14 protein-coding genes are annotated in these 23,356 nt (G+C 43.6%); 7 read left to right on the forward strand and 7 right to left on the reverse strand.

Going from position 1 to position 23,356, the window contains the following annotated elements:
• The first annotated feature begins 157 nt into the window (after nucleotides 1-157).
• Both L0B18_RS02595 and L0B18_RS02600 read left to right on the forward strand, forming a co-directional pair.
• A complete protein-coding gene (locus tag L0B18_RS02595) occupies nucleotides 158-661 on the forward strand; it encodes a low molecular weight protein-tyrosine-phosphatase (protein WP_234567598.1) in 504 nt (167 codons plus the stop codon).
• Nucleotides 662-669: 8 nt separating this feature from the next.
• On the forward strand, nucleotides 670-1,536 hold the full coding sequence (locus L0B18_RS02600; protein WP_234567599.1) for a fructosamine kinase family protein: 867 nt from the start codon (nucleotides 670-672) through the stop codon (nucleotides 1,534-1,536).
• A gap of 63 nt (nucleotides 1,537-1,599) precedes the next feature.
• Here L0B18_RS02600 and L0B18_RS02605 read toward each other — a convergent pair whose 3' ends face one another.
• From L0B18_RS02605 to L0B18_RS02620, 4 genes are all read right to left on the reverse strand, one after another.
• On the reverse strand, nucleotides 1,600-1,800 hold the full coding sequence (locus tag L0B18_RS02605; protein ID WP_234567601.1) for a PID-CTERM protein-sorting domain-containing protein: 201 nt from the start codon (nucleotides 1,798-1,800) through the stop codon (nucleotides 1,600-1,602).
• Between the two features lie 112 nt (nucleotides 1,801-1,912).
• Entirely contained in the window at nucleotides 1,913-5,212 is a 3,300-nt protein-coding gene (locus L0B18_RS02610) for a VCBS repeat-containing protein (protein WP_234567603.1), read from the reverse strand.
• Between the two features lie 146 nt (nucleotides 5,213-5,358).
• Entirely contained in the window at nucleotides 5,359-6,882 is a 1,524-nt protein-coding gene (locus L0B18_RS02615) for a SusD/RagB family nutrient-binding outer membrane lipoprotein (protein WP_234567604.1), read from the reverse strand.
• 13 nt (nucleotides 6,883-6,895) lie between these two features.
• Nucleotides 6,896-10,084 carry a SusC/RagA family TonB-linked outer membrane protein gene (locus L0B18_RS02620; protein ID WP_234567605.1) on the reverse strand — a complete coding sequence of 1,063 codons (3,189 nt, stop codon included), beginning with the start codon at nucleotides 10,082-10,084 and terminating at the stop codon, nucleotides 6,896-6,898.
• A gap of 296 nt (nucleotides 10,085-10,380) precedes the next feature.
• On the opposite strand from L0B18_RS02620, the gene L0B18_RS02625 reads away from it, so the two are divergent.
• On the forward strand, nucleotides 10,381-11,514 hold the full coding sequence (locus tag L0B18_RS02625; RefSeq protein ID WP_234571404.1) for a carbohydrate-binding family 9-like protein: 1,134 nt from the start codon (nucleotides 10,381-10,383) through the stop codon (nucleotides 11,512-11,514).
• A gap of 86 nt (nucleotides 11,515-11,600) precedes the next feature.
• A complete protein-coding gene (locus L0B18_RS02630) occupies nucleotides 11,601-12,689 on the forward strand; it encodes a family 10 glycosylhydrolase (protein ID WP_234567606.1) in 1,089 nt (362 codons plus the stop codon).
• Nucleotides 12,690-12,739: 50 nt separating this feature from the next.
• Here the strand turns inward: L0B18_RS02630 and L0B18_RS02635 are convergent, their stop codons facing one another.
• The 3 genes from L0B18_RS02635 to L0B18_RS02645 all read right to left on the reverse strand — a co-directional run bounded on the left by L0B18_RS02635 (nucleotide 12,740) and on the right by L0B18_RS02645 (nucleotide 20,451).
• Nucleotides 12,740-15,238, reverse strand: a complete 2,499-nt coding sequence (locus L0B18_RS02635) for a prolyl oligopeptidase family serine peptidase (protein ID WP_234567607.1) — start codon at nucleotides 15,236-15,238, stop codon at nucleotides 12,740-12,742.
• Between the two features lie 97 nt (nucleotides 15,239-15,335).
• Entirely contained in the window at nucleotides 15,336-17,051 is a 1,716-nt protein-coding gene (locus L0B18_RS02640; protein WP_234567608.1) for a SusD/RagB family nutrient-binding outer membrane lipoprotein, read from the reverse strand.
• Between the two features lie 43 nt (nucleotides 17,052-17,094).
• Entirely contained in the window at nucleotides 17,095-20,451 is a 3,357-nt protein-coding gene (locus L0B18_RS02645; protein WP_234567609.1) for a SusC/RagA family TonB-linked outer membrane protein, read from the reverse strand.
• A 391-nt stretch (nucleotides 20,452-20,842) separates the two neighbouring features.
• Here L0B18_RS02645 and kbl point away from each other — a divergent pair, with 391 nt between their 5' ends.
• The 3 genes from kbl (at nucleotide 20,843) to L0B18_RS02655 (ending at nucleotide 23,348) form a co-directional block, all read left to right on the forward strand.
• Nucleotides 20,843-22,033: a glycine C-acetyltransferase gene (kbl, locus tag L0B18_RS02650; protein WP_234567610.1), complete on the forward strand. Its 1,191-nt coding sequence runs from the start codon at nucleotides 20,843-20,845 to the stop codon at nucleotides 22,031-22,033.
• A 7-nt stretch (nucleotides 22,034-22,040) separates the two neighbouring features.
• Entirely contained in the window at nucleotides 22,041-22,274 is a 234-nt protein-coding gene (locus tag L0B18_RS19800; protein ID WP_370647522.1) for a four helix bundle protein, read from the forward strand.
• Between the two features lie 93 nt (nucleotides 22,275-22,367).
• Nucleotides 22,368-23,348 (forward strand): NAD-dependent epimerase/dehydratase family protein, encoded by a 981-nt coding sequence (locus tag L0B18_RS02655; protein ID WP_234567611.1) that lies wholly within the window; start codon nucleotides 22,368-22,370, stop codon nucleotides 23,346-23,348.
• Nucleotides 23,349-23,356 lie beyond the last annotated feature (8 nt).

Below are 23,356 nucleotides of genomic sequence, written 5' to 3' on the forward strand. Positions count from 1 at the left end.
GATAGAATCAATCCCAAAGAAAATCAGATTAAATTTTGATGATACTGAACTCTGATTTTTGAAAAATCCTTATAGGAGTGAATTTATTCCAGATGGTTTTTAAGTGAGTTTAACCATCGTATTTTTACAGGAATTATAGAAGTTTAAATCTCTGAAAATGAATCGAAAAATAACCAAAGAAAATCCTTATAAAATCTGTTTTGTATGCCTTGGCAATATCTGCAGAAGCCCTACAGCCGAAGGTGTTTTTCAACATTTGGTAAATGAACGGGGACTGCAATCATATTTTTTTGTGGATTCAGCCGGTACTTCAGCCTATCACATCGGTGAACCCGCTAATAGTAAAAGCCAGTGGGTGGCCAATCAAAAAGGCGTTCAACTGCATTCCAAAGCCCGCAGATTTGAACGAGCGGACCTTGACGACTTTGACCTGGTTCTGGCTATGGATCATGAAAATCTTAGAAACATCCAACAGCTAAATGGAAAGATCCCTTCTTCGGAGAGAGTAAAACTCTTGCGTGAATATGATCCCAATCCTGAAGACAAAGCCGTACCCGACCCCTATTATGGCGGTATGGACGGATTTCAGCGGGTTTTTGATGTGATTAAACGAAGCAGCGAATCTCTTCTTGATGAGCTTGAAGAATGGATTGAGAAATAAATCAAAAAATGATACCCAAATCAATTCGAGAGGCTTTAGAAGATCAATTTAATATCGATATTACCTTGGAAAACTCCGTCTCCGGCGGGAGTATCAACCAGGCTCATAAACTGGAAACAAATCAGGGGACATTTTTTTTGAAATGGAACCAATCTGCCCCGGATAATTTTTTTGAAGCGGAAGCAAAAGGGCTGGAACTACTCAAATCAGCTGATTCCGGCCCTCGAATTCCTTCCGTAATCGCCTGGCAAAAACCGGTAGCGGAAACTCCCGGATTTCTCTTGCTGGAATTTATTCACGAAGGAGCTGGAAACTCTTCAGACTCTTTTCACTTTGGCGAGAAACTGGCAACTCTTCATTCCACACGATCTGAAAAGTTTGGACTGACGTATGACAATTACATCGGCAGTCTCCCTCAGCAAAATAAGCCGTACGACGATTGGAATACTTTTTTTGTTGAAAAACGTATCAACCCGCAATTAAAAATGGCTATTGATTCCGGAAAGCTATCCCAAGGCATACTTGCTAACTGGAAACGTTTAATCCATAGACTAGATGATCTGTTGCCACCTGCTAAACCCTGTTTAGTGCATGGCGATTTGTGGGGAGGAAATTATCTGTTTGATGAAAATGGAAATGCTGTTTTGATCGATCCGGCCGTTTACTATGGGCATCCTGAAATGGATCTGGCATTTAGTAAAATGTTCGGCGGTTTTTCGAATTCGTTTTATGATGGATACGAGTCTGTAAATCCCCTGCCGAAAAATTTTTCTGAACGAGTACCTGTTTACAACATGTATCCATTATTGGTGCACGTAAACCTTTTTAGCGGCCATTACACGTCTCAGTTCGAGCAGTTTATTCGAACATTTTGAATAGCGAGCAAAAAAAAGCCTTCCATTAAAAAAATGGAAGGCTTAAGCTTAACAATTTTACAATTACTTTTTCTTATCTCTTAGCCTTTTGATAGCATAAGCTCCACCGGCTACTGCCAAAACACCCAAACCACCATCAATAGGTGTTTGTGATGGTTTTCCCGGCGGCGGGGGTGGTGCTTGCGCCTGAGATAATTCAGGAAGCAGGATCAAAACCCCGATTACAATAATGATAGCTGTAAGTATAAAAATTCCTTTCTTCATAGCCTTAATAAATTAGAGCAGACTGATATTACTACTTAGTCCCAATCCTGCCAAATTAGATTTTTTAAATATATTCCACCGCAATATTATTAAATATTTCATCCTAATACTGTTAGTCTTTTTTAAACCCCTGATAAAAGTACACCAAAACAGGCTCTTCATTTCTCCCAAGGATAAAAAGAGGGCCCATCTGGCTTGGGATAAAAGCCATACTTCTAACGTCACCGGCCGCATAAAAACCACTTTCAGAGGATGGGATTATCTCGTATTCATCTTTGGCATTCATTCTAAGAAATACTCCGTGGCTTGCCAAGGGACCTAATTCAGGCCTTGTTCCATAGTTATTTCCAACTGCGAGAATGTCGGACTTTTCCTCCCCAAAAAAGTCTCCTACAAAAAAATCATAAACAGGTGCCATTTGCACCTCTGCCGGTAAGCTTTTCGATTCAAAGCGCCCGTTACCCATATTCATAAAAAGGGTGGAGGCAAATGTATGAGCTTCGTATTTGTAAGCATCTTCTATCTGATTTCTGCTCAGAATATCTTCAACTGTTGCTTTAGCCCAGGATTCATAATCCGGGAATTTATCTTCATATCCGGAAACCTGTCTCAAAAAAAGATCGCGCCCCGGAAACGGGACGCGTTTTCCATTCAACACATAAGTAATAAGCGGATCTCGCAATCCATTACCATTGAAATCTCCGTAGTAAACAATCGCCGGGTTTTCTTGAGAAGCTTTTAAAAAGTGGTTTAATCCAATATTGCCAGCCAAAAGATCCGGAAGCCCATCACTGTTGACGTCTGCAACTTCCAAAACATTCCACCATCCGGCAGTATGTTCCAAGCCTGCACTCTTTGTGATTTCCCGGAATGAACCGCTTCTGTTTTCGAAAACCCGAACAGGCATCCATTCACCAGCTATAACCAATTCGTTATTGCCATCGCCATTTGTATCAAACCAAACAACATCTGTTACTAATCCCGGCCTTACTAATCCCGGCGCAACATCTTCCGTCACTTCGGTAAATACGCCGCTATCGTTTCGCAACAGATAGCTTCGTGGCGGCATTGGATATTGTCCTGTCAACGTTCTGCCGCCCACAAAAAGATCGGCGTCTCCGTCGCCTTCAATATCCAGAACCGTTACAGCCCCTCCACTGGCGTTCATTTTTGGCAAGGAATTTTGAGCGTACCGAAAGGTTCCAAAACCATCATTAAGATAAAGACGATCCTGGTATTCGTGGCTATTCATTTGATCGAAATTTCCACCAGAGACTACATAGAGATCCGTTGTACCATTGCCATCAGCATCAAAGAAAAGAGCGTCTACATCTTCATAACCGGCATGAAATTGTAAGTGACGCTGAGTGGTAAGAAGAAACGTGCCATCGGTTTGTTGAAGATAAACTCTGGCCGCCTGTTCTTGTCCACCGCCAATAAAAAGATCCTGTAATCCGTCTCCATTAATATCACCGACAGCCGTAGCAGGCCCCAGGTTAGAAAGGGTGTAAGGCATTAACGGACTGAAAATCTTGTCGCGAAATACATTTCCCTGATGACCTTCAACAATACCAAGTGCTTCCGGATTGAGTTGCACAAATAGAGGTTCCGGTTTCGGCTCGTCATTTAAATTCTGAGCTCCGTTTTTACGAAGTACGAGTGTCTGATTTGCATTAACACTTTGAATAACCTGCCGGGTTTGATCGGGCCAAATGATTTCAATATCAACATTTTGAAGTGTACCTAATCCAAAATGAAGGATTGGATCCACGGAAGACTGAAACCCTCTTGTCTGGAAAACTTCACGATAAAAAATCTCGCCATCCGGGCCGGTTACTTTCACTTTGGAACCAATCCCATACCTGTTTGAGCCACTGCCTTCGAGAATCACTTTAAGGTAATTTGCATTCCCTGTTTCGCGGGCACGGTTTCGGAATACTGACGGTGAATCATTCCAATTATTCACGACCAGATCGAGATCGCCATCATTATCCAAATCAGCATAAGCCGCCCCTCCGGATACTGAATATTTGTTGATACCCCATTTACTGCTCACATCTTCAAATGAATAATCTCCAGCATTTCTAAATGCAAAATTGTGCATCTCAACAGACTTCATTTGCCTTGTGAGATTATATTTCAATTCGGGATCATCCGGCAGATCAACATCCGGAAATTGCTTCCAGAGTATGTTATTCAGGTAATCAAGGTCCGTATAAAACCGTGGAAAACCATTTGTGATGAACACATCTTTTTTTCCGTCATTATCAAAATCGGCCATAAGGGTTGCCCAGCTCCAGTCAGTTGCAGAAATGCCTGCAAGCTGGGCAACTTCTGTAAATAACCCCTCACCATTATTAATCTGAAGTGCATTACGCATGTTCTTGCGATGATAACCATTTGCCGCAAGGCGTTCATAAATGGAGTAATCGGGCGTCTTGAACATTGTTCTTCGTTCGTACTCAGCGGGCAGCATATCTGCTGTCAAAATATCCGGAGTGCCGTTGTTATCAATATCCGAAATATCGGAACCCATAGAAAAATAGGAGGTGACATTTGTTCGTACCAGAATTTCATCGGCAAAGGTTCCATCTCCCTGGTTGATATACATGTAATCCCGTTCCATGTAGTCATTGGTAACATAGATATCAGGCCATCCATCCATGTTGAGGTCTGAAACTGTAGCACTCAAACCAAAACCAATTGGATTCTGAAAAATTCCGGCTTCCTCACTGACGTTGGTAAACGTTCCATCACCATTATTTCGGTAAAGTTTATCTCCGGCATATCTATCTCTTTCATTTCTGATAGTTTTGATATCAAACCGGGTAAAATCCCTGGTATTGTAATTGACGATAAACAGGTCCAGAAGGCCATCCCTGTTGTAATCAAACAAAGCAGACTGTGTGCAATACCCGGGATCGTTTAACCCATATTCTGCGGCCATTTCGCGGAATTCCGGGAATCCCTGACTGTTAAATCCCTGGTGAATAAACAATTTATTTCTTCGCGCACTCTCCTCAATTTTTCCCGCTTTACACACATATAGATCTAGCAATCCGTCGCCGTTGATATCGCCCATGGTTACCCCTGCGGACCATCCCCCCGTATCACTTACACCCCCTTCTTGTGTAATATTTCTAAATCGAAAATTGCCCTGATTTAGATAAAGTGCATTTTCTCCCTGGTTGGCAGTAAAGTAAATATCCGTTAAACCATCACTGTTTACATCACCAACGGCTACACCACCTCCGTTATAAAAAAATTCGGATTCTAGGATATTATTTCCCGGCCCTTCAACCAATGTATTTTCGAACTCAATTCCTGTTTGATTAGGAGGAAGCTCTTCAAAAAGTGGCTGGACTGATTGTAAAACCTGGAGGATTAGAAAAAAAGAAATGGCATACAACATAGCACTAATTTATTCATCACATGATATAACCAATTTATGAAATTGAATGATGGGCTGTAGAACATTCTTGCTCATTTGAATGAAGAAAGGAATAAAAAAACCCGGCACAAAGGCCGGGTCTTACTATCGATTACACGAACATAATTCTATTGTGCAACATCCCACCACATGCGTGTTGTAAACCTGTCTGGTCCCTGTCGGCTGATGGCAGCCTGGTAACCTTCGGGGTTATTACTTGCTTCACTGGTTGGGTAAATTAATCGTCGCGGAATCTGGCCGTCAGATTGATTTCCCGGATAATCAACAGGTACCAATTCAGGATAACCGGTTCGTCTCCAGTTGGCATAGGTTTCATACCAATTCAGGAATGTTACCATCCAGTACTGTTCGCCAATCATTTCAAGCCCGTTGGCTGAATTATAGGGATTGGCTGCCAGATATGCATCAATATCAGCAGATGCGACTTCAACTGCAGGATCATAAATGGAATACAACTCCATCGCAGCGCGAACTCCGGCGTTGTAATGCTCTGCTGCACTACCCGTTGCCCAGCCTCGTTCTATGGCTTCAGCAACCATGAATTCAACCTCTGCATAAGTTTGAAATACCATGGGTGACTCATTCAGCACAAATCTTGGCTCCACACGACTGTAGTCGTCTTTGACATAATCAGGATCATAATTCGCGAGGGATGCCACGTCTAACCCATTTGGCAATCCTTGTGCAGGCCCACCATTAGCAACCCAGCTCAACTTCTCTAAACGTGGGTCATTATGCTCGGTCATCCAATCTACCAAGGTTTTACTCAAGAGAGAAGAATCGTCATTGGTGAAAGCTGTTCCGTTCCACAGGAATACTTCGCCAATTCCATTCTTATTAATCCCTTCTGGTCCGTCCGTATGCTGAACGTAGCTGATGTCTGCATTACTGGTCATTACGCCACCGGCAATAGCTTTTTGAACCCATTCCTGGGCGGCTGCCGGATCCACTTTAACCATTCGCAGACCGAGACGCAGCATCATAGAGTATGCATATCGTCGCCACTGTTCTATATCACCTCCATAGATCAAATCCTGATTACCCGGATTGGTAGCACTGCTGGTTAATAATCCAGCGGCTTCTTCCAGTTCATTCAGCATATCCATATAGATCTCTGATTGTGGATCGTAGGCCGGGAAGAAATCCCGTTCACTGAATCCTTTACCTGCATTGAAGTAAGGAATATCACCATAAATATCAGTAACGCGCTGAAAAGCTACTACTTTCCAAATGCGTGCAATGGCATGATAGTTCACAAACTCTTCCTGTCCTTCAACCGTTGGATCTGTAATATCTACCAACGTCACCAATTCTTTGATGTAGTTGGTAAAAGCCCTGTCCCAAAGTGCCGCAGAATATGCAGAATCATATGTATACTTGTCACCAGCCCAATAGCCAGCAGTGGTGGCTAAATGCTGGATCATGGTGGACTGATAAATCAACTGGGTACGCCAGTTTTCATATCGCTCACCCGATACTTGCAGTTGTGTGTAGGCCAGTATAAAGCCAGGGTCTATATCTTCTGCAACGGTCGGGTTTTCATTCAATTCATGTAAGTTGGTCGTATCGCAACCAGAGAGAAACAGCAAAACTGTTAAAGTAACGGCTGCCAAATAATTGAAATATTTCATTGGTTTTCTATCCTTAAAATTTAAGATTCACATTCAAACCAAAACTTCTGGTTTGGGGAACTCCAAACCATTCCAGTCCCTGGCCGTTACTTGTGTTGTAGGTGGACTCAGGATCCACATTATCTACTTTGCTGTGAATTAACCAGAGGTTACGTCCTACTAAAGAGACTGAGGCATCACTAAATGGCAGGTTGCTGAGATATCTTGCCGGAATTTGATAACCCACGGTTAAGCTTCTTAACTTCACAAAGTCAGCATCTTCAACAAAGTATTCCGAAATTTGTGACAGCCGGCCGTAGTAATTTTGTACAGTTATTTCTTCCGCATTTTCAGCAGTATTAGGAAGAATATTCCATGTCTGTGCATTGCCATCCTCATCAACACCATTGATTGTTAAGCCGGTTTCACGGCCTTCAAGAGTGGCTTTGTGCATACCGCTTGAGTATGCTGTGGAATTGGTTCCGGTAAAAATATCTCCACCAAATTTGAAGTCCACCAGGAATCCAAAATTGAAGTTTTTGTATGAGAAGTTATTCTGAATACCGCCACCCCATGGATGGATACCGCTGCCAAGGACTCGCATTTTAGGATCCCAAACAGGAAGCCCATCTGCATCATACACTTTCTGGCCGTTAATTCTCAGGTGCTCTCGTCCAACAATTACACTGTAGCCACCTTCAAAATACTCACCGTCTGCATCGGTAAAAGCAATACGGTGTTGAGAGGATGTATATTGATTTCGGGCATCCTGCACATTCAGAATACTGGCATCCTGATACAGCTGCTCTACCTTATTGTCGTTGTAGGAAAAGTTAACTGTTACATCCCAGTTAAAATTAATATTTCGAACAGGGTTTACATTAATGAGAAACTCATGACCGGTGTTTGATACTTCACCAACATTCACAGTAGCTCCCGAATAGCCGGAAGTACCTGAAATGGTGGCGTCAAGGATATCATCGGTCGTTTTCTTGTTATAGAATGCATAATCAATCCCTACACGATTATCGAATAACCGTATATCAAACCCAATTTCGTATTCTTCAAGTGTAAGTGGTACGAGGGCATTGTTAGGTACGTTATCTTGGGTAATTTGCCCTAAAGCTGCTCCATTATGTCCCTGGCCTACCAAACTATAATTCAAAGCCAGTTTATAGGGATCTGTACCACCGCCTACCTGTGCCCAGGATGCTCTGACACGTCCAAAGGTAATTGCTTCCGGAAGATCAAACGCATCTGAGAAGACAAAGCTGGCACCAATACTTGGATAAAGAATACTGTTTGAATCTATTGGCAGTGTGGAGAACCAGTCATTTCTTGCAGTAGCTGTTACATACACAAGATCTCTCCAGGAAAATTCTGCAGAACCGAACAGAGAGTTAATTCCATATTCGCTGAATTCGTACGTAATACTTTGTGCTCCACCGTTTGAAATGGTATGAAGGAATGGAATATTAAATTCAGCACCTCTTCCGTTCAACTGCTCGTAACTGTGTCTCATCCAGGTACCACCAAACAATCCACTGACGCCAAAATCGCCGAAGGTTTGATCTAAACCAACCATATATTCGAGATTGATTTCACGAACTCGTTGCTCAATCTCGTTCATAGCACCTTCTGTGATGTAAGCGGTGCCATAAGGTTCAATATTTGTTCGTCTGTTGGTATACCAGTCCATACCTGCTCGTCCCCGAACATACAACCACTCCGTAATATCAAAACGAAGGGTTCCAGAGCCCATAAACCGGTCACGTATGTTATCATTCACAAACTGATAAGTTGCCCAGTATGGATTTTGTGAGAAATTATTATTGGTATAGAGCATTTCTGTTCCATCTGCCAATGCACCCAATTTATCGGTAGGCCCTTTCAGGTCTAAAACATTGATACTTGGAGGTAATACCGCAAGCGTATAGTTAGCATTACCAGGGGCATCTGATAATCGGGCACGGTTTTTTACATCTTCACGTGTATACTGAAGTTTTGTATCTACGCTTAAACGGTCTGCCCATCGCCCATTTGAACTCAGCATTACAGTTTGTCGGTTCATGCCTGAGTTCGGTACAATTGACTCATTTCTTAAATCAGATAGTGATAACCGGAAAGACTGGTTGGTTGTACCACCTGTTAATGCAACTGTATTGGTATTTGTATAGCCGGTATTATAGAAGTTTTTGTAGTTATCATCGTTGGCTACATATGGTCTTTGAACACCATCAAACTGGTACACATTAGACCCGTCAAGTCTTGTTCCCCACGCAGAAGCACCATATTCAAAACCTTCGATAGCATCCCGTGGTGCGATTCCATCGGTTCCATGGCCATATTCATTTTGGAAATCGTAGGTGTTAATGAAAGACTCAACCGTAACGTTTGAGTTGATCTCTACCCCAATACCTTGACCCTGAGCACCGGAACCGTCTTTGGTTGTAATCAAAACAACACCATTAGAAGCTCGTGAGCCCCAAAGTGCAGCAGCCGTTCCTCCTTTCAAAACACTAATGCTTTCAATATCATCAGCATTTAAGCTTGTCAGACCGTCACCCCAGTCAGAGCCACCCCACATACTTGCAGAACCCAGTTGGGTGTTATCCATCGGGATACCGTCAATCACATAAAGAGGTTCATTATTCCCACTGAGAGAAGTATTACCACGAATAACAACACGGCTTGATCCGCCAACACCTGAACCGATATTGCTAACATTCACACCCGCAACACGGCCCTGAAGAGCGTCCCCAAGGTTTACTTCACGGGCCTGGGCTAATTCGGCTCCCTGGACCTGTGATACGGAATACCCGAGAGCTTTTCGTTCTCTCTCCATACCAAAGGCTGTTACCACAAGGTCATCAAGCAAAGCAGTAGACTGCTGCAGATTTACTGTAATATTCGCCCTGTTATTCAGAGCAACTACCTGTGGCTCATAACCAACAAATGAAAATCTTAATTCTACGTCGGATCCAGATACTGTGAGGCTAAACTCACCATCCGGATCGGTTACCGTACCCGTTTGGGTCCCAACTTCTACGATGTTTACACCTGGAATAGGCTCACCAGAATCAGCATCCAATACCTGACCGGTTACCTCAAATCCCTGCGCTAACGCAGAATCTGTAATACTAAAAGCCAAACAAAACACCAGACTGAGTAGTCCCAGTGCCCTGATCAACCTTTTAAGGAAGTTATTGTACGGACTGTGCATATATTTACCGTTTAATTATTGTTTTTATGAGTGTAAGGGCCCTCACGGGCTGTAGTTTTTTAGGAAAAAACTGTACAAGTGCCTTTCTATATGTCGTTCTTGTACCCGAGACTAATGACCTTTGCAGAATTTACAATTTCCTAATACTGCAATTATACACATCATACATTTAGAAACAATTTGGTACCGGTTCCAAATATCAAACCGGCTTCACTTTTATTGGATAGAGATTGTATATAGAAGTGAAAGACTATGTATCCGGAATCTGAGTATTCAATCTTCTAACTATGATTTTGATGTATATTAAACCGCTGGGGAAAAAGCTTTCTGTTTTTGGTCTGTGCGGAATTCTTGTTTTCATCTCGCTGGAAACAAGAAGGACCTTTGCTTTCCAAGGCAAGAACTTTTCTTCTCATTTTTCTCCGGAAACCTATGTCATTCACAAAACTCAAAGCGCTTTAACCATTGACGGAATCCTGGATGAAACCGCATGGAAACAGGCTAACTGGACAGATCCTTTCCTGGATATCCAGGGAGATCACCTGCCAACTCCCCGGTTTGAAACAAAAGCCAAAATGTTGTGGAATGCCGACTATTTGTATCTCGCGGCGCAATTAGAAGAACCCCACCTCTGGGCCACAATTGATGAACGCGATGCCGTCATTTTCATGGAGAATAATTTTGAAATTTTTATTGATCCCGATGGCGATACTCACCACTATTACGAGCTGGAAGTAAATGCTCTGGGTACGTTTTGGGATTTGATGCTCACCCAACCCTACCGAACCGGAGGAAAACCACTCAACGCCTGGGATATTAAAGGATTGGAAATCGGGCTTGATATCAGAGGAACGTTGAATGATCCTTCGGATACCGATGTGGGCTGGACGATAGAAATAGCTATTCCATTAACTGTTCTCAATCAAACCATTCGCGGAAATCAGCCTCGGGATGGCTCTCAATGGAGGCTGAATTTCTCGCGGGTTGAATGGCTGACCGATGTTGAGAATGGGAAATATATCAAACGGATAAATTCCGAAACGGGAAGACATTTCCCGGAAGACAACTGGGTATGGTCGCCCCAGGGCGTGATTGATATGCACCTTCCCGAACGATGGGGCATCGTTCAATTTTCCGAGGAACCTCCCAGAAGTGACGTTCTTTTTGTTCCTTCCGAAGAGATGGATGCGGAAAGGTTGCTGAGGGAATTGTACTACCGCCAGCGTGCTTATCGGGCCGAGCATGGCAAGTATGCAGAAAGTATTACGCAATTGAATGCAGCTCAGCTTTTTGAGGAGTTTGACTTTCAGCCGGATGTAAAAATCCAGGTTCTGGGAAACGCTTACATCATGCAACTGACTGTCCACAATCTTAATCACATCTTTTATATCCGCGAAGACAGCCGGACGTGGAAGGAGTTAAAGAATTGAACGTTTGGCAATCCCTCCATCAAAAACTACTTGAATTTTCCCTCAAAGGAATGACCTTCAAAAATTAAATACAATCAAAAAACATTATGAACAGAAAATCATTTCTTAAAAAATTTGGAACCGGGGCTGTTGCACTCACAACCTTGCAGGCGTTGCCATTTCAAACAGCAAAAGCTTTTCAGGGCCAAAAATGGACTTCTAAAAATTACGCCTGGGTTTCAAACCATAATGGAACGGACGATGAACTTCGAGCTCGTCTCGAGCTCATGAAAAACGCCGGGCTTGACGGTATTTTACCTTCCGGAAATTATGAAAAGTGGATTCGTTTGTCTGAAGAGTTTGAGCTGGATGTCCATGCCTGGTTTGTTACGCTTCAACGTGGTGGCGATCAGTGGTTGATCGAAAATCATCCCGAATGGTTTATGGTGAACCGAAATGGAGAATCATCCGTAACCAATCCCGCTTATGTGGATTACTACAAATGGCTTTGCCCGACCCGGCCGGAAGCACAGGAATATATTCTCGGCAAACTGGATGAAATTCTTAAGCTGTCTGAAATCAAAAGTGTTCACCTCGATTACATTCGTTATCCCGATGTGATTTTACCGATCCAGCTCCAGCCAGGATATGGAATTGTTCAGGATAAAGAATATCCTGAATATGATTATTGCTTTTGTGATGCGTGCCGAAGCAAATATGAGAAACTATACGGCGAAGACCCGATGGACCTTGAAAACCCAACCGAACACGAAACCTTTAGTCAGTTCCGCTATAACCAGGTGACTCATCTTGTGAATAAAATTGCTATGAAAGTGCACGATCATGGCGTGAAACTGACGGCCGCTGTTTTTCCCACTCCGGATATCGCGCGATCTCTTGTCCGCCAAAACTGGCCTGATTGGAATCTTGACGCCGTTTTCCCAATGCAGTACAATCACTTTTATCATAAACCTGTAGAGTGGATTGGTCACGCCGCAGCTGAGGCGAGGAAAGAATTACCGGCAACAACAGAAATGTACAGCGGGCTATTTGTCCCGGAAATGACTCCCGTGGAAGTCTCTCAAGCTTATGAGTTTGCGATGGAAAATGGCGCGAACGGAATTTGCATTTTTTCCGATCACAGTATGACTCAAGAACACTGGGATTTTCTTAGCCGGGTTTTGTTGAAGGGGTAACTAAGAAGACATGGCATTCTTCAAAAAATGCCATGTCTTACTAAAAATCATCAATTGGAAATAATCTGGAATACAGCGTTTCCGGAATCCAGCTTCCACTGGTTATCAAAAAAGCCTGCGCCGATCACGGAATTTTCTCCATCTTTCAGCATGGATGATTTAAAGATGAAGAAATCCGGGAATCCGCTTCCGCCGGCAAAATATTGGTTGGCCGCCGTGGCTTTCATTCCTTTTAACCCGGTTCCGCTGATAACCGCTACGCTTGCCACGTCGCTATCGGACCTTGGGTAGAGGAATAACGCACCTAAATCGTCGCCTTCAAATGTTTGATTTCCAACCTTGATCGCATTACGGGTAACCTGGATTGGGCTTTCCTCCAAAAGATCATCCCATGCTGAGTTTGTATCGCTGTTGCCGTAAAGAATTACTCCCCGGTCTTTATATTCTTCGGGATCAAAATCCCGATCAGGAATCATATCCACAGCACCGTTTCCGCGATAGTACCAGGTTTCGATATCATAGCGGGCCTTGTTGTAATTGGCTTGATCTTCCTCCCTGTTTCCCGCCGTCCCGTAAACGAACACCATATTGTGTTGAAATGCCTCTTTAAAACCGCCGGAACGATGGGGGCCTTTTTCTTTGGCGGACAGTTCGCCTGCTTCACCCCAAACAGATCCATTTCGGGTGAACGAAACAGTTTTGGAGCCCGGCACCGAAACTTCAAGCGTATCGCTTTCATCAAGTTTAATTTTAACGGTTTCGCCGTTCTCAAAAGAGCTCAGGTCGAATGTTAATCTTGCAATATTTTCAGTTGTACCGCCGATACTGTTTTCCTCTTTATTTCTTTTCAGATCAAACCGGCTTAACTCAAGCGACTTGAGCTGCTGATCAACTGAAGCCCATTTAAATTTGTGAGAAATTCCAGGGTTCGCAGTAATAAACTGAATATCGTCCGTTTCTTCTGATGGCTTAATAGTGTGATTTCTGAAAAATTCAAACATTGGGGGCCAGTCGACACTTTCATCTCCATACCAGTGAGACCCTCCGGGATATTCGTAATATGCAAAATCAGAATGAAATTTCCCTAATCCCTCCCGCATCGTTCGTGCAAATTCTACGGGTACTACCCGGTCCGCATCGCCATGAAGTATGTAAACGCCATGCGCTTTATAATTGGGAATCAAGCTCATCACATCTGCAGGATTGCTGGAACGCAACAACATTTTTTCCATCGGTGGGCGATCCTGGTCAGATGGAACAGTTCCATCATGGGATCCATACATTCGAAGCGAAGGATACCCAGCAGCGGGAGCAATTGCCGCCCAATTACCGGGATAGGTTGCACCCAGGTACCAGGTTCCGTGTCCTCCCATGGAGTGCCCCGTTAGATAAATTCGCTGAGGATCTGGCTTGAACTCTTCTTTCGCAATTTCAAAAACTTCAAGAGCATCCATTCGTCCCCAATCTTCCCAGTTAAAGCCACGCGGCCTTCGGTTTGTTGGCGTAACAAGCGTACCCCAGTCTTTGGCATCGTATGCACGCGCCTGGCCAATAGCCTCCACTCCGGCACCGTGTACAGACAAGAACAACGCACTATTCTCTTTATTGTCATTTTGCTGGGGAGCTACACCGTAGTACTGAACACTTCCATCGATATTGCTGATAAAAGTTCGGCTGTAATGTTGATCGGGCTGGCCTACGCTAACCTGGATTGTAGTTTCATCCACCTGCCTGCCTTTGAAAGTCAGTTCAAGTTCAACATCCACAGACTCAGAACCCGTACCTGCTTCTGAAGGATCGAATTCAAAGGGCACTTTACGTATTGTCAGCGGGGGAATGGACGGGATATCAGCCGTGATTTCTTTACCATTCAATCGACTCTTTATTGTCCCTCCTTCAAGAAATTCCTTGGTACTGTTTACCAGTCGAATAGCGCCCAGCAGTGGTTCCTTCTCACCCGCGATAATTGAAGGCAGGGTCAAATCCTCATCCAAAAAACCAACTTCCACTTTTGGCACAATATAATCTATAGCTATTCCACCCCACCGGGCACTTCTTAACAAAAGGTCGTTGTTGCCCTTTTTTACGATAAACGGCAGATAGACATTTCCATAGCCATAAATATCGCCTGCTCGCGGAACTCCGTTTACATATGCCATATTATGGCCAGCTGCATTGAGCCAAAAAACTAGGTCTTCGTCAGCACCGGAATAGATAGTGACATAGAGGTAACCCGAACGTAATTCCCCGCCAGAAAACCGCCCTTCCTCATTTATTTCAACTTTTTGCCACTGTAGCGTATCGCCTGACTCCGTGATATCCACGATTTTTCCTTCCGCAGGCGGTTCAAATTGGTTGTGAATCAACTGCCATTCTATAGGGTCGGTGTAAACTGCCGTCCGCGAATAGTTATGGCTCATCGGCAGAGCCAAGGCTTCTTTGAACTTTAAGGTACTCTGATTCTGACTAAAGGATGGGCAGGGCACAGTCCATAAGACGAGGAGAATCAGGAAGAAAAATAACCCGACCTGAATTTTTTTTGTTCTCATGTTGCCTTTGATTATTTCAAATTGAATGATAAAAAAGGGTGCCGTTCACTAAACCGGCACCCTCTTCAAGAGTTATTGTTGAGATCTTGCTGGTTAGTTAAAAGTTTCCAGTTCCAAAGTCGGGATTGTTTTCATCCCACCACACGCGTTCTTGGTTTAAAATCCTTCCTTTGTTATAATCACTACCGCTGAAAGTCCAACCCAGACTTTGCATAGCACTAAGAAAGTTAGACTTATTAATTTCATTATCTGGTTCATTAATAGGGAAACGTCTGGGAATTGGAAGCTCATTGCCACCGGTAGTTATCGTTTCCCACATCAGGATATTGCCATTCTTGCTTGGAAAGCCAGTTCTTCTCACCAAAGCAAATTGTTCCGTTGGATACCGGAAGAAATTGATGTATTGCTGGAAGTAAATCTTTTCGAGATTATCTATTCCGTTAAGAGCTACTTCATCCTGTGCAAGGTACTCGTCAATTTGACCGCCTTCCAGTCGCACTTCATCGTAATCGTAAATCTGTGCAACGCGGGCAATATCATCCACTGTTTCGATGGATGCACGAACTCCTTTTTCATACCATTCCTGGGCTGATCCTTGTCCGGTAACGTATCCTTTTTCAATGAATTCAGCTATGTAAAGAGCAATTTCTCCAGCAGATACAAGTGCATCTTTATAGTAGCCTGTTCCATTATCATACCCGGGATTAAAGAACCGTCTGTTGATATGAGATAGCTGATTATAGCCGTTTCCTTCTGCATCGGTATAGCTTCCGTACCATGGATATGTATTTGCCATAGCAGGGCTTGCCGGCCCCCCTCTGTACCGATCCCAACGGATAACAGGTTCTTCAGGATTAATCCAGCCGGGCAACGCTCTTTCTTCTGCCACAAAGGTATCTACCGCATCCTGATCGAAATCATTCGGCTCAAAATAGAAATGGGTTCTTGGGTCCTGCAGTTCCACAAGCTTGGTCATAAAATTGATCGCTGCGGAAGGGTTCCCGGCAAAGTCGTGGGCTTCGCCGGTATACTCGCCCGAAGGAGCCCATACAAACTCTTCATCCCGGGTTTCGATAATTCCGGCCGGACTGCCGAGTACATCATTTATGATTTCCTGTGCCCATTGCGGGTCTTTGTTTTCAACGCGAACTGCAATTCTCAATTTCAGTGAGTTTGCAACTCTCGCCCACTTTTTTGAATCTCCCTGGTAGATAAAATCCTGCTGCCCAAAATCAAGCTGGCCGGATTCATCGCCCATGAGAACGTCAATGGCACCATCCAGCTCATTCAGCCACTGCTCGTAAAGTTCTGACTGAGTGTCGTACTTGGGAGTATAATTGTTTTCATATCGCCCCTGCATGGCTTCACTCCATGGCATGGAGCCGTATAGATCCGTTGCCCGAATCCCTTGTAAAACAGCGGGAATGTAGGTTATGGCCCGCATATGAGTTCGTGTGACCTGATCGTCAGTTCCCATATTGTCAATGATTCGTCGTATTTCAAACAAATTCCTTGAAATAAAGTAGGTTTGTGTATAACGATTACCCACAGCACCCACATCATTGAATTGAGCCCCGTTTCCATTGATACTCACCACGGACTGGTTCCATCGAAGGAAATATTGGTAGTTATCATAAAACCACTCGGTATATTTGTAATGATCCATCTGATAAATGGACTCCGTAAACAAATGAGCCGGGTTCGGATTGTTGATTTGTGCCGGATCCTCATTAATGGCGGCAAAATCATCCGTACATGAATTCATCATCGCTGTAAATACGATGACAGCCAATAAAAAAATTAGTTTTTTCATAATATTCTTGATTTGAGAATGCATAGTGTAAACATCCTATAGGTTAAAATTCGATATCCAGGTTTACACCAAGTGTTCTTACATATGGCATCACTCCCCATACGTGTGCAGCACCGGCATCCGTGCTTCGTACTGAAAACGGATGAATATTATCGGGCATGGTTTTGTAGAGGAAACCAAGGTCTCGGCCAAATACAGAAACTCTCAAATTACTTACCTGCAGTTTCTCTGTAATCTGGACTGGCAGATCGTAGCCAAGCGTAATTTCCCGAATTCCGATATAGGAATTTTCATGAACTACATTTTCGTTAATCACACCGGAGCCCCACGAATTATTCCAATAATGCCAGCCACCGGCATGCGTCGGTTCAACCAATCCTTGATCGTAAGCAGCCTGGTAGGTCATTCCACCAACATCTACTCCGTCGATAGTGGTACCATCCACAAAAACTCCATCGGGAATTACACCGTCATGATAGGTGATTCCGTCATACTTGGAGGTCCATGTAACACCACCGTGTTCTTCGTCGCGGTATTCCAGGGATGATTCGAGATTGCCATAGGCTACACCGTATCGGCCTACATAGTTTACAACGTCCCCGCCAATTTTAAGATCCAGCAATACGCTGAGACTAAATCCTTTGTAGTACAGGTCTGATGAAATACTACCAAGAAAGTCAGGGTTCATGTTCCCAACTTCTTCTTGTTCCCCAGATCGTACATAGTAAGCCGAGCGATAGGCACTAGTCCAGTTAAGAAGTTTCTTTTTAGTTCCTTCTTGATTCTCTTCATCCCAGTCTATTGCAGGAGCGGAGTCGGAGTAGAGCACGCCCCACTCTTCGCCTACAAAGGCAACGGTTCCAACCCGGGTATTTCCGTAGGTTGCACTTTCATACAGATTATACCGGCTAATGTCTTCGTGCAGGGATTTGATTTTATTCCTGTTTCGGGTATAGGTAAGATCTATTCCCCATCTCAAATCAGTGGTTTCAATAATTCGTGTATTAAGAGCGATTTCAATACCCTGATTTTGAATGTTTCCGGCATTAATCAGTTGCGATTCTACACCCGTTTCGTACGGTACAGGTATTTCAAGAATTTGATTGATGGTATTCTCTTTGTACCAAGTTACATCCAAGCCGATTCTTTCATCAAGCAATCGAATGTCTGCGCCAAGTTCCCATGCTTTTTTGCGTTCCGGTTGTAAATCCAGGTTTGGTACCTTATGGTCTGTATAACCAACACGAACAAGGTTTTGTCCGGTTAACGATTGTAAGTTACCTTGGTGAGAAAAGCCCGGGTTGATTGAGTAAATATCGTAGTCGTTTCCAACTTCGGCATAAGAAAGACGAAGCTGTGCGTACGATACAAAGTCAGGCAGCTCGAACGTTTGAGTTGCCAGCCATGACAAGCTTGCAGACGGATAGAAATAGCTGTTATTTCCAGATCCATCTGAATAGGTCAATGTTGAGGTCCAGTCATTTCTACCTGTAATATTCAGGAAAAGCTGGTTTTTATACTCAAGGTTGGCGTAACTTAATACAGAGTTGAGCTGCTTGGTTCCAAAAATGTCAGCCCTCGCTGTTGGTGTATTGATACTATTGTCAAGGAAATATTGACCCGGCACGGTTAATCCTCCTTCGGTATTTGAACGGGTAGACGAAGCTTCCGCATTCAAATGCTCGGCACCGAGCGTTAATGATCCAAAAAGGTCTTCAGTCAGCTGTCCTAAAAAGTTAAAGAACACTTTTCCGTCGTACTCTTCCCGTCTTTCGTGGCCAAGAGCATAGAGACCTCCGGAATTTGCAAAGCCTTGCCCAAGTTCTTTGTCTTCACTTTTTATGTAATAATTATTGATGTAGCCATCCAAGTTAATATTAAACCAATCAGCAATATCAAATCGAACTTTTGTAGTAAGCCGAAGTGTTTCTTCAATCCGTTCATAATCGTTTTCATAGAGTGTAAAGAAGCTGCCTAAACCCGGAACAGACCCAAGTGGATCTCCATAATCTGTGGATGGTACTCCACCGTGGTCGGCCATATAAAGATCTTCCCATTTGTCTGTGTCATAATTTCTGAAAAATGAGGAAGTAATGAATGACTGCTGAAAATCAGCGCGAGGCGGATTTTTTGCTTTCGCATGAGAGTAACTCAGGCCTACATCCGCGCTGATAAAATCATTCATCTCATGAGTAACCCTAGAAAAAATAGCTGATCTGTTGAAGTCGTTGTTTGGAGTTGTTCCCGTTTCTGCGGTATTTGTACCGGAAACCAAGAAGGTTGTGGTTTCGTTACCCCCATCAAACTGAAGGTTTGTGTTGCTGTAAAATCCACGCTCGTACAGATCAAGAAAGTTATCCGGAGTTGGATTGTTGGGGATCATTGTTTGACCGTCAAGGTCCAAAACCATGGTATTTCCATCCATTCGTGGACCATAAGACAGGTCCGTTCTTTGATAATAGGGACGGCCTTCAGAATCCATATAAAATTCATTGCCAACATTAAACGGATGCTCTAAACCACTTGCTGCACCGGGTATGGTTCCGGGTCCATATTCATTTTGAAATGCTGGTCCGTCATAAGGATCTTTTATGTGAATCCGCTGACTAAACCGTACCCCGATACCAGGCCGTGCAGAACCTTTCTTAGTTGTAATTTCCACAACACCGTTAATGGCGCGTGAACCGTACAGAGCGGTAGCAGCAGCTCCTTTCAGAACCGTTACAGATTCAAATTCATCTGGATTTAGGTTTTTAAGTTGGTTACCCCAGTCATCACCACCAACAGACCACTGAGACCCCCCCGAAACCTGGTTGTCATAAACAACGCCGTCCACTACAAATATAGGCTGGTTATTAGATCCCAAAACAGAATTGCCACGAAGGGTTATACGGCTACCGCCAAAAGTACCACCGTCTGTCTGTTGAATATCCACCCCGGAAACCCTGCCCTGAAGTGCATCTACTGGGTTAATAGCAGATGAAAGTGTAACATTATCTCCTGTTAATGCAGTCGAGGAGTATCCAATAGTTCTTTTTTGCCGTTCAATACCAAGTGCTGTAACCACCAGTGCATCCATGGCGCTCGACTCGGCTTCCATTACCACATCCAACACATCACTTGTGGGAATGGCCAAAACCTGTGGCTTCATCCCGATAAATGAGAACCGTATCTGTTCTGCCCCTTCGGGTATTTGTAGTGTATAAAATCCGTCAACGTCTGTTACGGTACCTCTTTGGGTTCCAACCACTAAAACGTTTACGCCCGGTAACACTGAGCCATCTTCGGTAAATGTTACCGTTCCTGTTAAAGTTCGTTGTTGTGCATTTGCTGGAATGTTAAGTACAAACAACAAAAGCACGCACAAACTGAACAGTCTAAAGTATCTATTTTGTCGCATGATTTTACCTCTTAATATTAAATTAGAAAAGTCAAAAGAGCTGTTGAGCTATTTTGAGTTTTCATTTTTAAGACTCCGATGCCTTATATAGATAAAGCGTAACTCCTTTGGCATCTAAATGAATTGTCTTTTTATCTTCATTTAATTTACTAAACGAGGCAATGATGCAGAAGCGCCGCACGTCTTGGAACCGGTTCCAATATCATTAGATCAGTTCTTTTTCTGTAAAATCAATGAGATAACCAATTTCTTAATAAGAGAATCTTTTGGTTGCTGAAAATGAAGCCAGATTCAAGTTCTCACATACAATTCCTCCCTGAATTTTCTTACTTTCACATTGGAATGAAAGAAAGGCAAAACCCTTTTGAAATAAGTAAATAAACAAGGCATCATGTACACATTTTTAAAAGACAACCTGCGCGACGAATTGGATCAGATCAAGAAAGACGGACTCTATAAAGACGAACGGGTCATTACCACTCCGCAGGGTGCAGTTATCAAAACCACTCAGGGAAAAGAGGTTATCAATTTTTGTGCAAATAATTATCTCGGTCTTTCTTCTCATCCACGGGTGATTGAAGCCGCGAAAAAGACCGTTGATGAGTATGGATATGGGATGTCTTCTGTACGATTTATTTGCGGAACCCAAACCATTCACAAAGAACTTGAAGAGAAAATCGCTGAATTCCTGGGAATGGAAGATGCCATTCTTTACGCGGCGGCATTTGATGCAAACGGCGGCGTTTTTGAACCGCTTTTGGGACCTGAGGATGCGATTATTTCCGACCAACTTAATCATGCCTCCATTATTGACGGCGTCCGGTTGTGCAAAGCTCAGCGATATGTGTACAAGCACAACGACATGAATGACCTTGAGGAGAAATTGAAAGAAGCCTCGGATGTCCGAACCAAAGTGATTGCTACCGACGGTGTTTTCTCGATGGATGGAACCATTGCCCAACTGGACAAAATTTGTGATCTGGCTGATAAATATGACGCTTTGGTAATGTCTGACGAATGCCACTCCACAGGATTTGTCGGAAAAACCGGCCGCGGCGTTCATGAGTACAGAGATGTAATGGGACGCATTGATATCATCACCGGAACATTGGGCAAGGCTCTTGGCGGGGCTTCAGGTGGATTTACCGCATCACACAAAGAAGTTGTTGAAATTCTTCGCCAGAGATCACGTCCGTATCTGTTTTCAAATACACTTGCGCCGGCGATTACCGGAGCCTCAATTGAAGTGCTCAACCTGCTCAGTGAAACAACCGAACTGCGGGATAAACTTGAATCCAACACCACATATTTCAGAGAAAAAATGACCGATGCAGGATTCGATATCAAGCCGGGATCACATCCCATTGTACCGGTAATGTTATACGAAGCGAAACTGGCCCAAGACTTCGCCGAAAAACTTCTTGAGAAAGGCATTTACGTCATCGGATTTTTCTATCCGGTTGTACCCAAAGGCCAAGCCCGAATTCGCGTTCAGCTTTCCGCAGCCCACGAAAAAGAGCATTTGGATCAGGCGGTTGAAGCGTTTTCGGAAATTGGACAGGAACTTGGAGTGATCAGTTAGCAGGGCAATCGGTGAGGGATACCGGAAAAGGCAGTATCCCAAATACTTTGTCAATAAAATCAGTGATGCAGACATGGAAAATACCGAAACTCAAATATCACTCGATTTCGCTGAATCTTGCGGATATATTGAACCTGAGTTGAATACGAAACTTCGCAAGAAGTCAGAAGAAGTTGGAGGGTTGTTAAATCACATGATACACCATCCTGAAAAGTACCGAAGAAAATCATCTGGGTCTTAATATGTTAAAAATTTGCCGACTGCATATTGTCAACTGCCAACTTTTGATAAATAACGAAAAGACTCAAAACGATTTAAAATTTAGAAACAAAGAATGAGCAAGATCTTAATAACCGGCGCGTGCGGACAACTCGGGAGTGAACTTACGTCCGAGCTTCGGCGGATCCATGGAAATGATCAGGTGATTGCATCGGACATTTCTGAACCGAATGACCGACTTGGTGAAGGACCATTTGAGCAGCTGGATGTACTGGATGAATCCAAAATCAAAGAGATTGTCGACAAGTACGAGATCAAAATCATTTATCATCTTGCCGCACTTCTGTCTGCCAATGCAGAAAAAAATATCTATCTGGGGTGGAAGCTGAATGTGAACGGGCTTTTGAATGTGCTGGAAGTTGCAAAAGACAAATCTTTGGAAAAGATTTTCTGGCCGAGCTCGATTGCCGTTTTTGGTCCGGATGCAAAGAAAAAAGGCACTCCGCAAAACAGTGCATGTAATCCCACAACGGTTTATGGAATCAGCAAGATGGCCGGGGAGCAGTGGTGTGCGTATTATCATCGAAAATTTGGGGTGGATGTGCGAAGTCTTCGGTATCCCGGTCTGATTGGGTATAAAGCAATGCCCGGCGGCGGCACAACCGATTATGCTGTGGATATTTACCACAAAGCGATTAAAGGCGAACCGTTCGAATGTTTTCTCGAGAAAGACACCAAACTCCCCATGATGTACATGCAAGATGCCGTAAAAGCTACCATCATGTTGATGAATGCACCAGCTGAGAAGATTTCAGTTCGAACCAGTTACAATATCGGTGCGATTAGTTTTTCTCCGGAGGAAATTGCCGAATCGATCAAACAGAAACTTCCCGATTTCGAGATTCAGTACAATCCCGATCATAGACAAGATATCGCATCCACGTGGCCCGACAGTATCGACGATTCCGCCGCACGAACCGATTGGAAATGGAAACCCGGTTTTGATCTCGACAACATGACAGCCGACATTCTTAAGCATCTGCCGGAATTTTGGGATTTGGATGTACCGGACACGATAAATGTGGATAAAATATAACGTGAAAA

It is taken from the genome of Rhodohalobacter sp. 614A, from assembly GCF_021462415.1.
Classification (GTDB): Bacteria; Bacteroidota; Rhodothermia; order Balneolales; family Balneolaceae; genus Rhodohalobacter.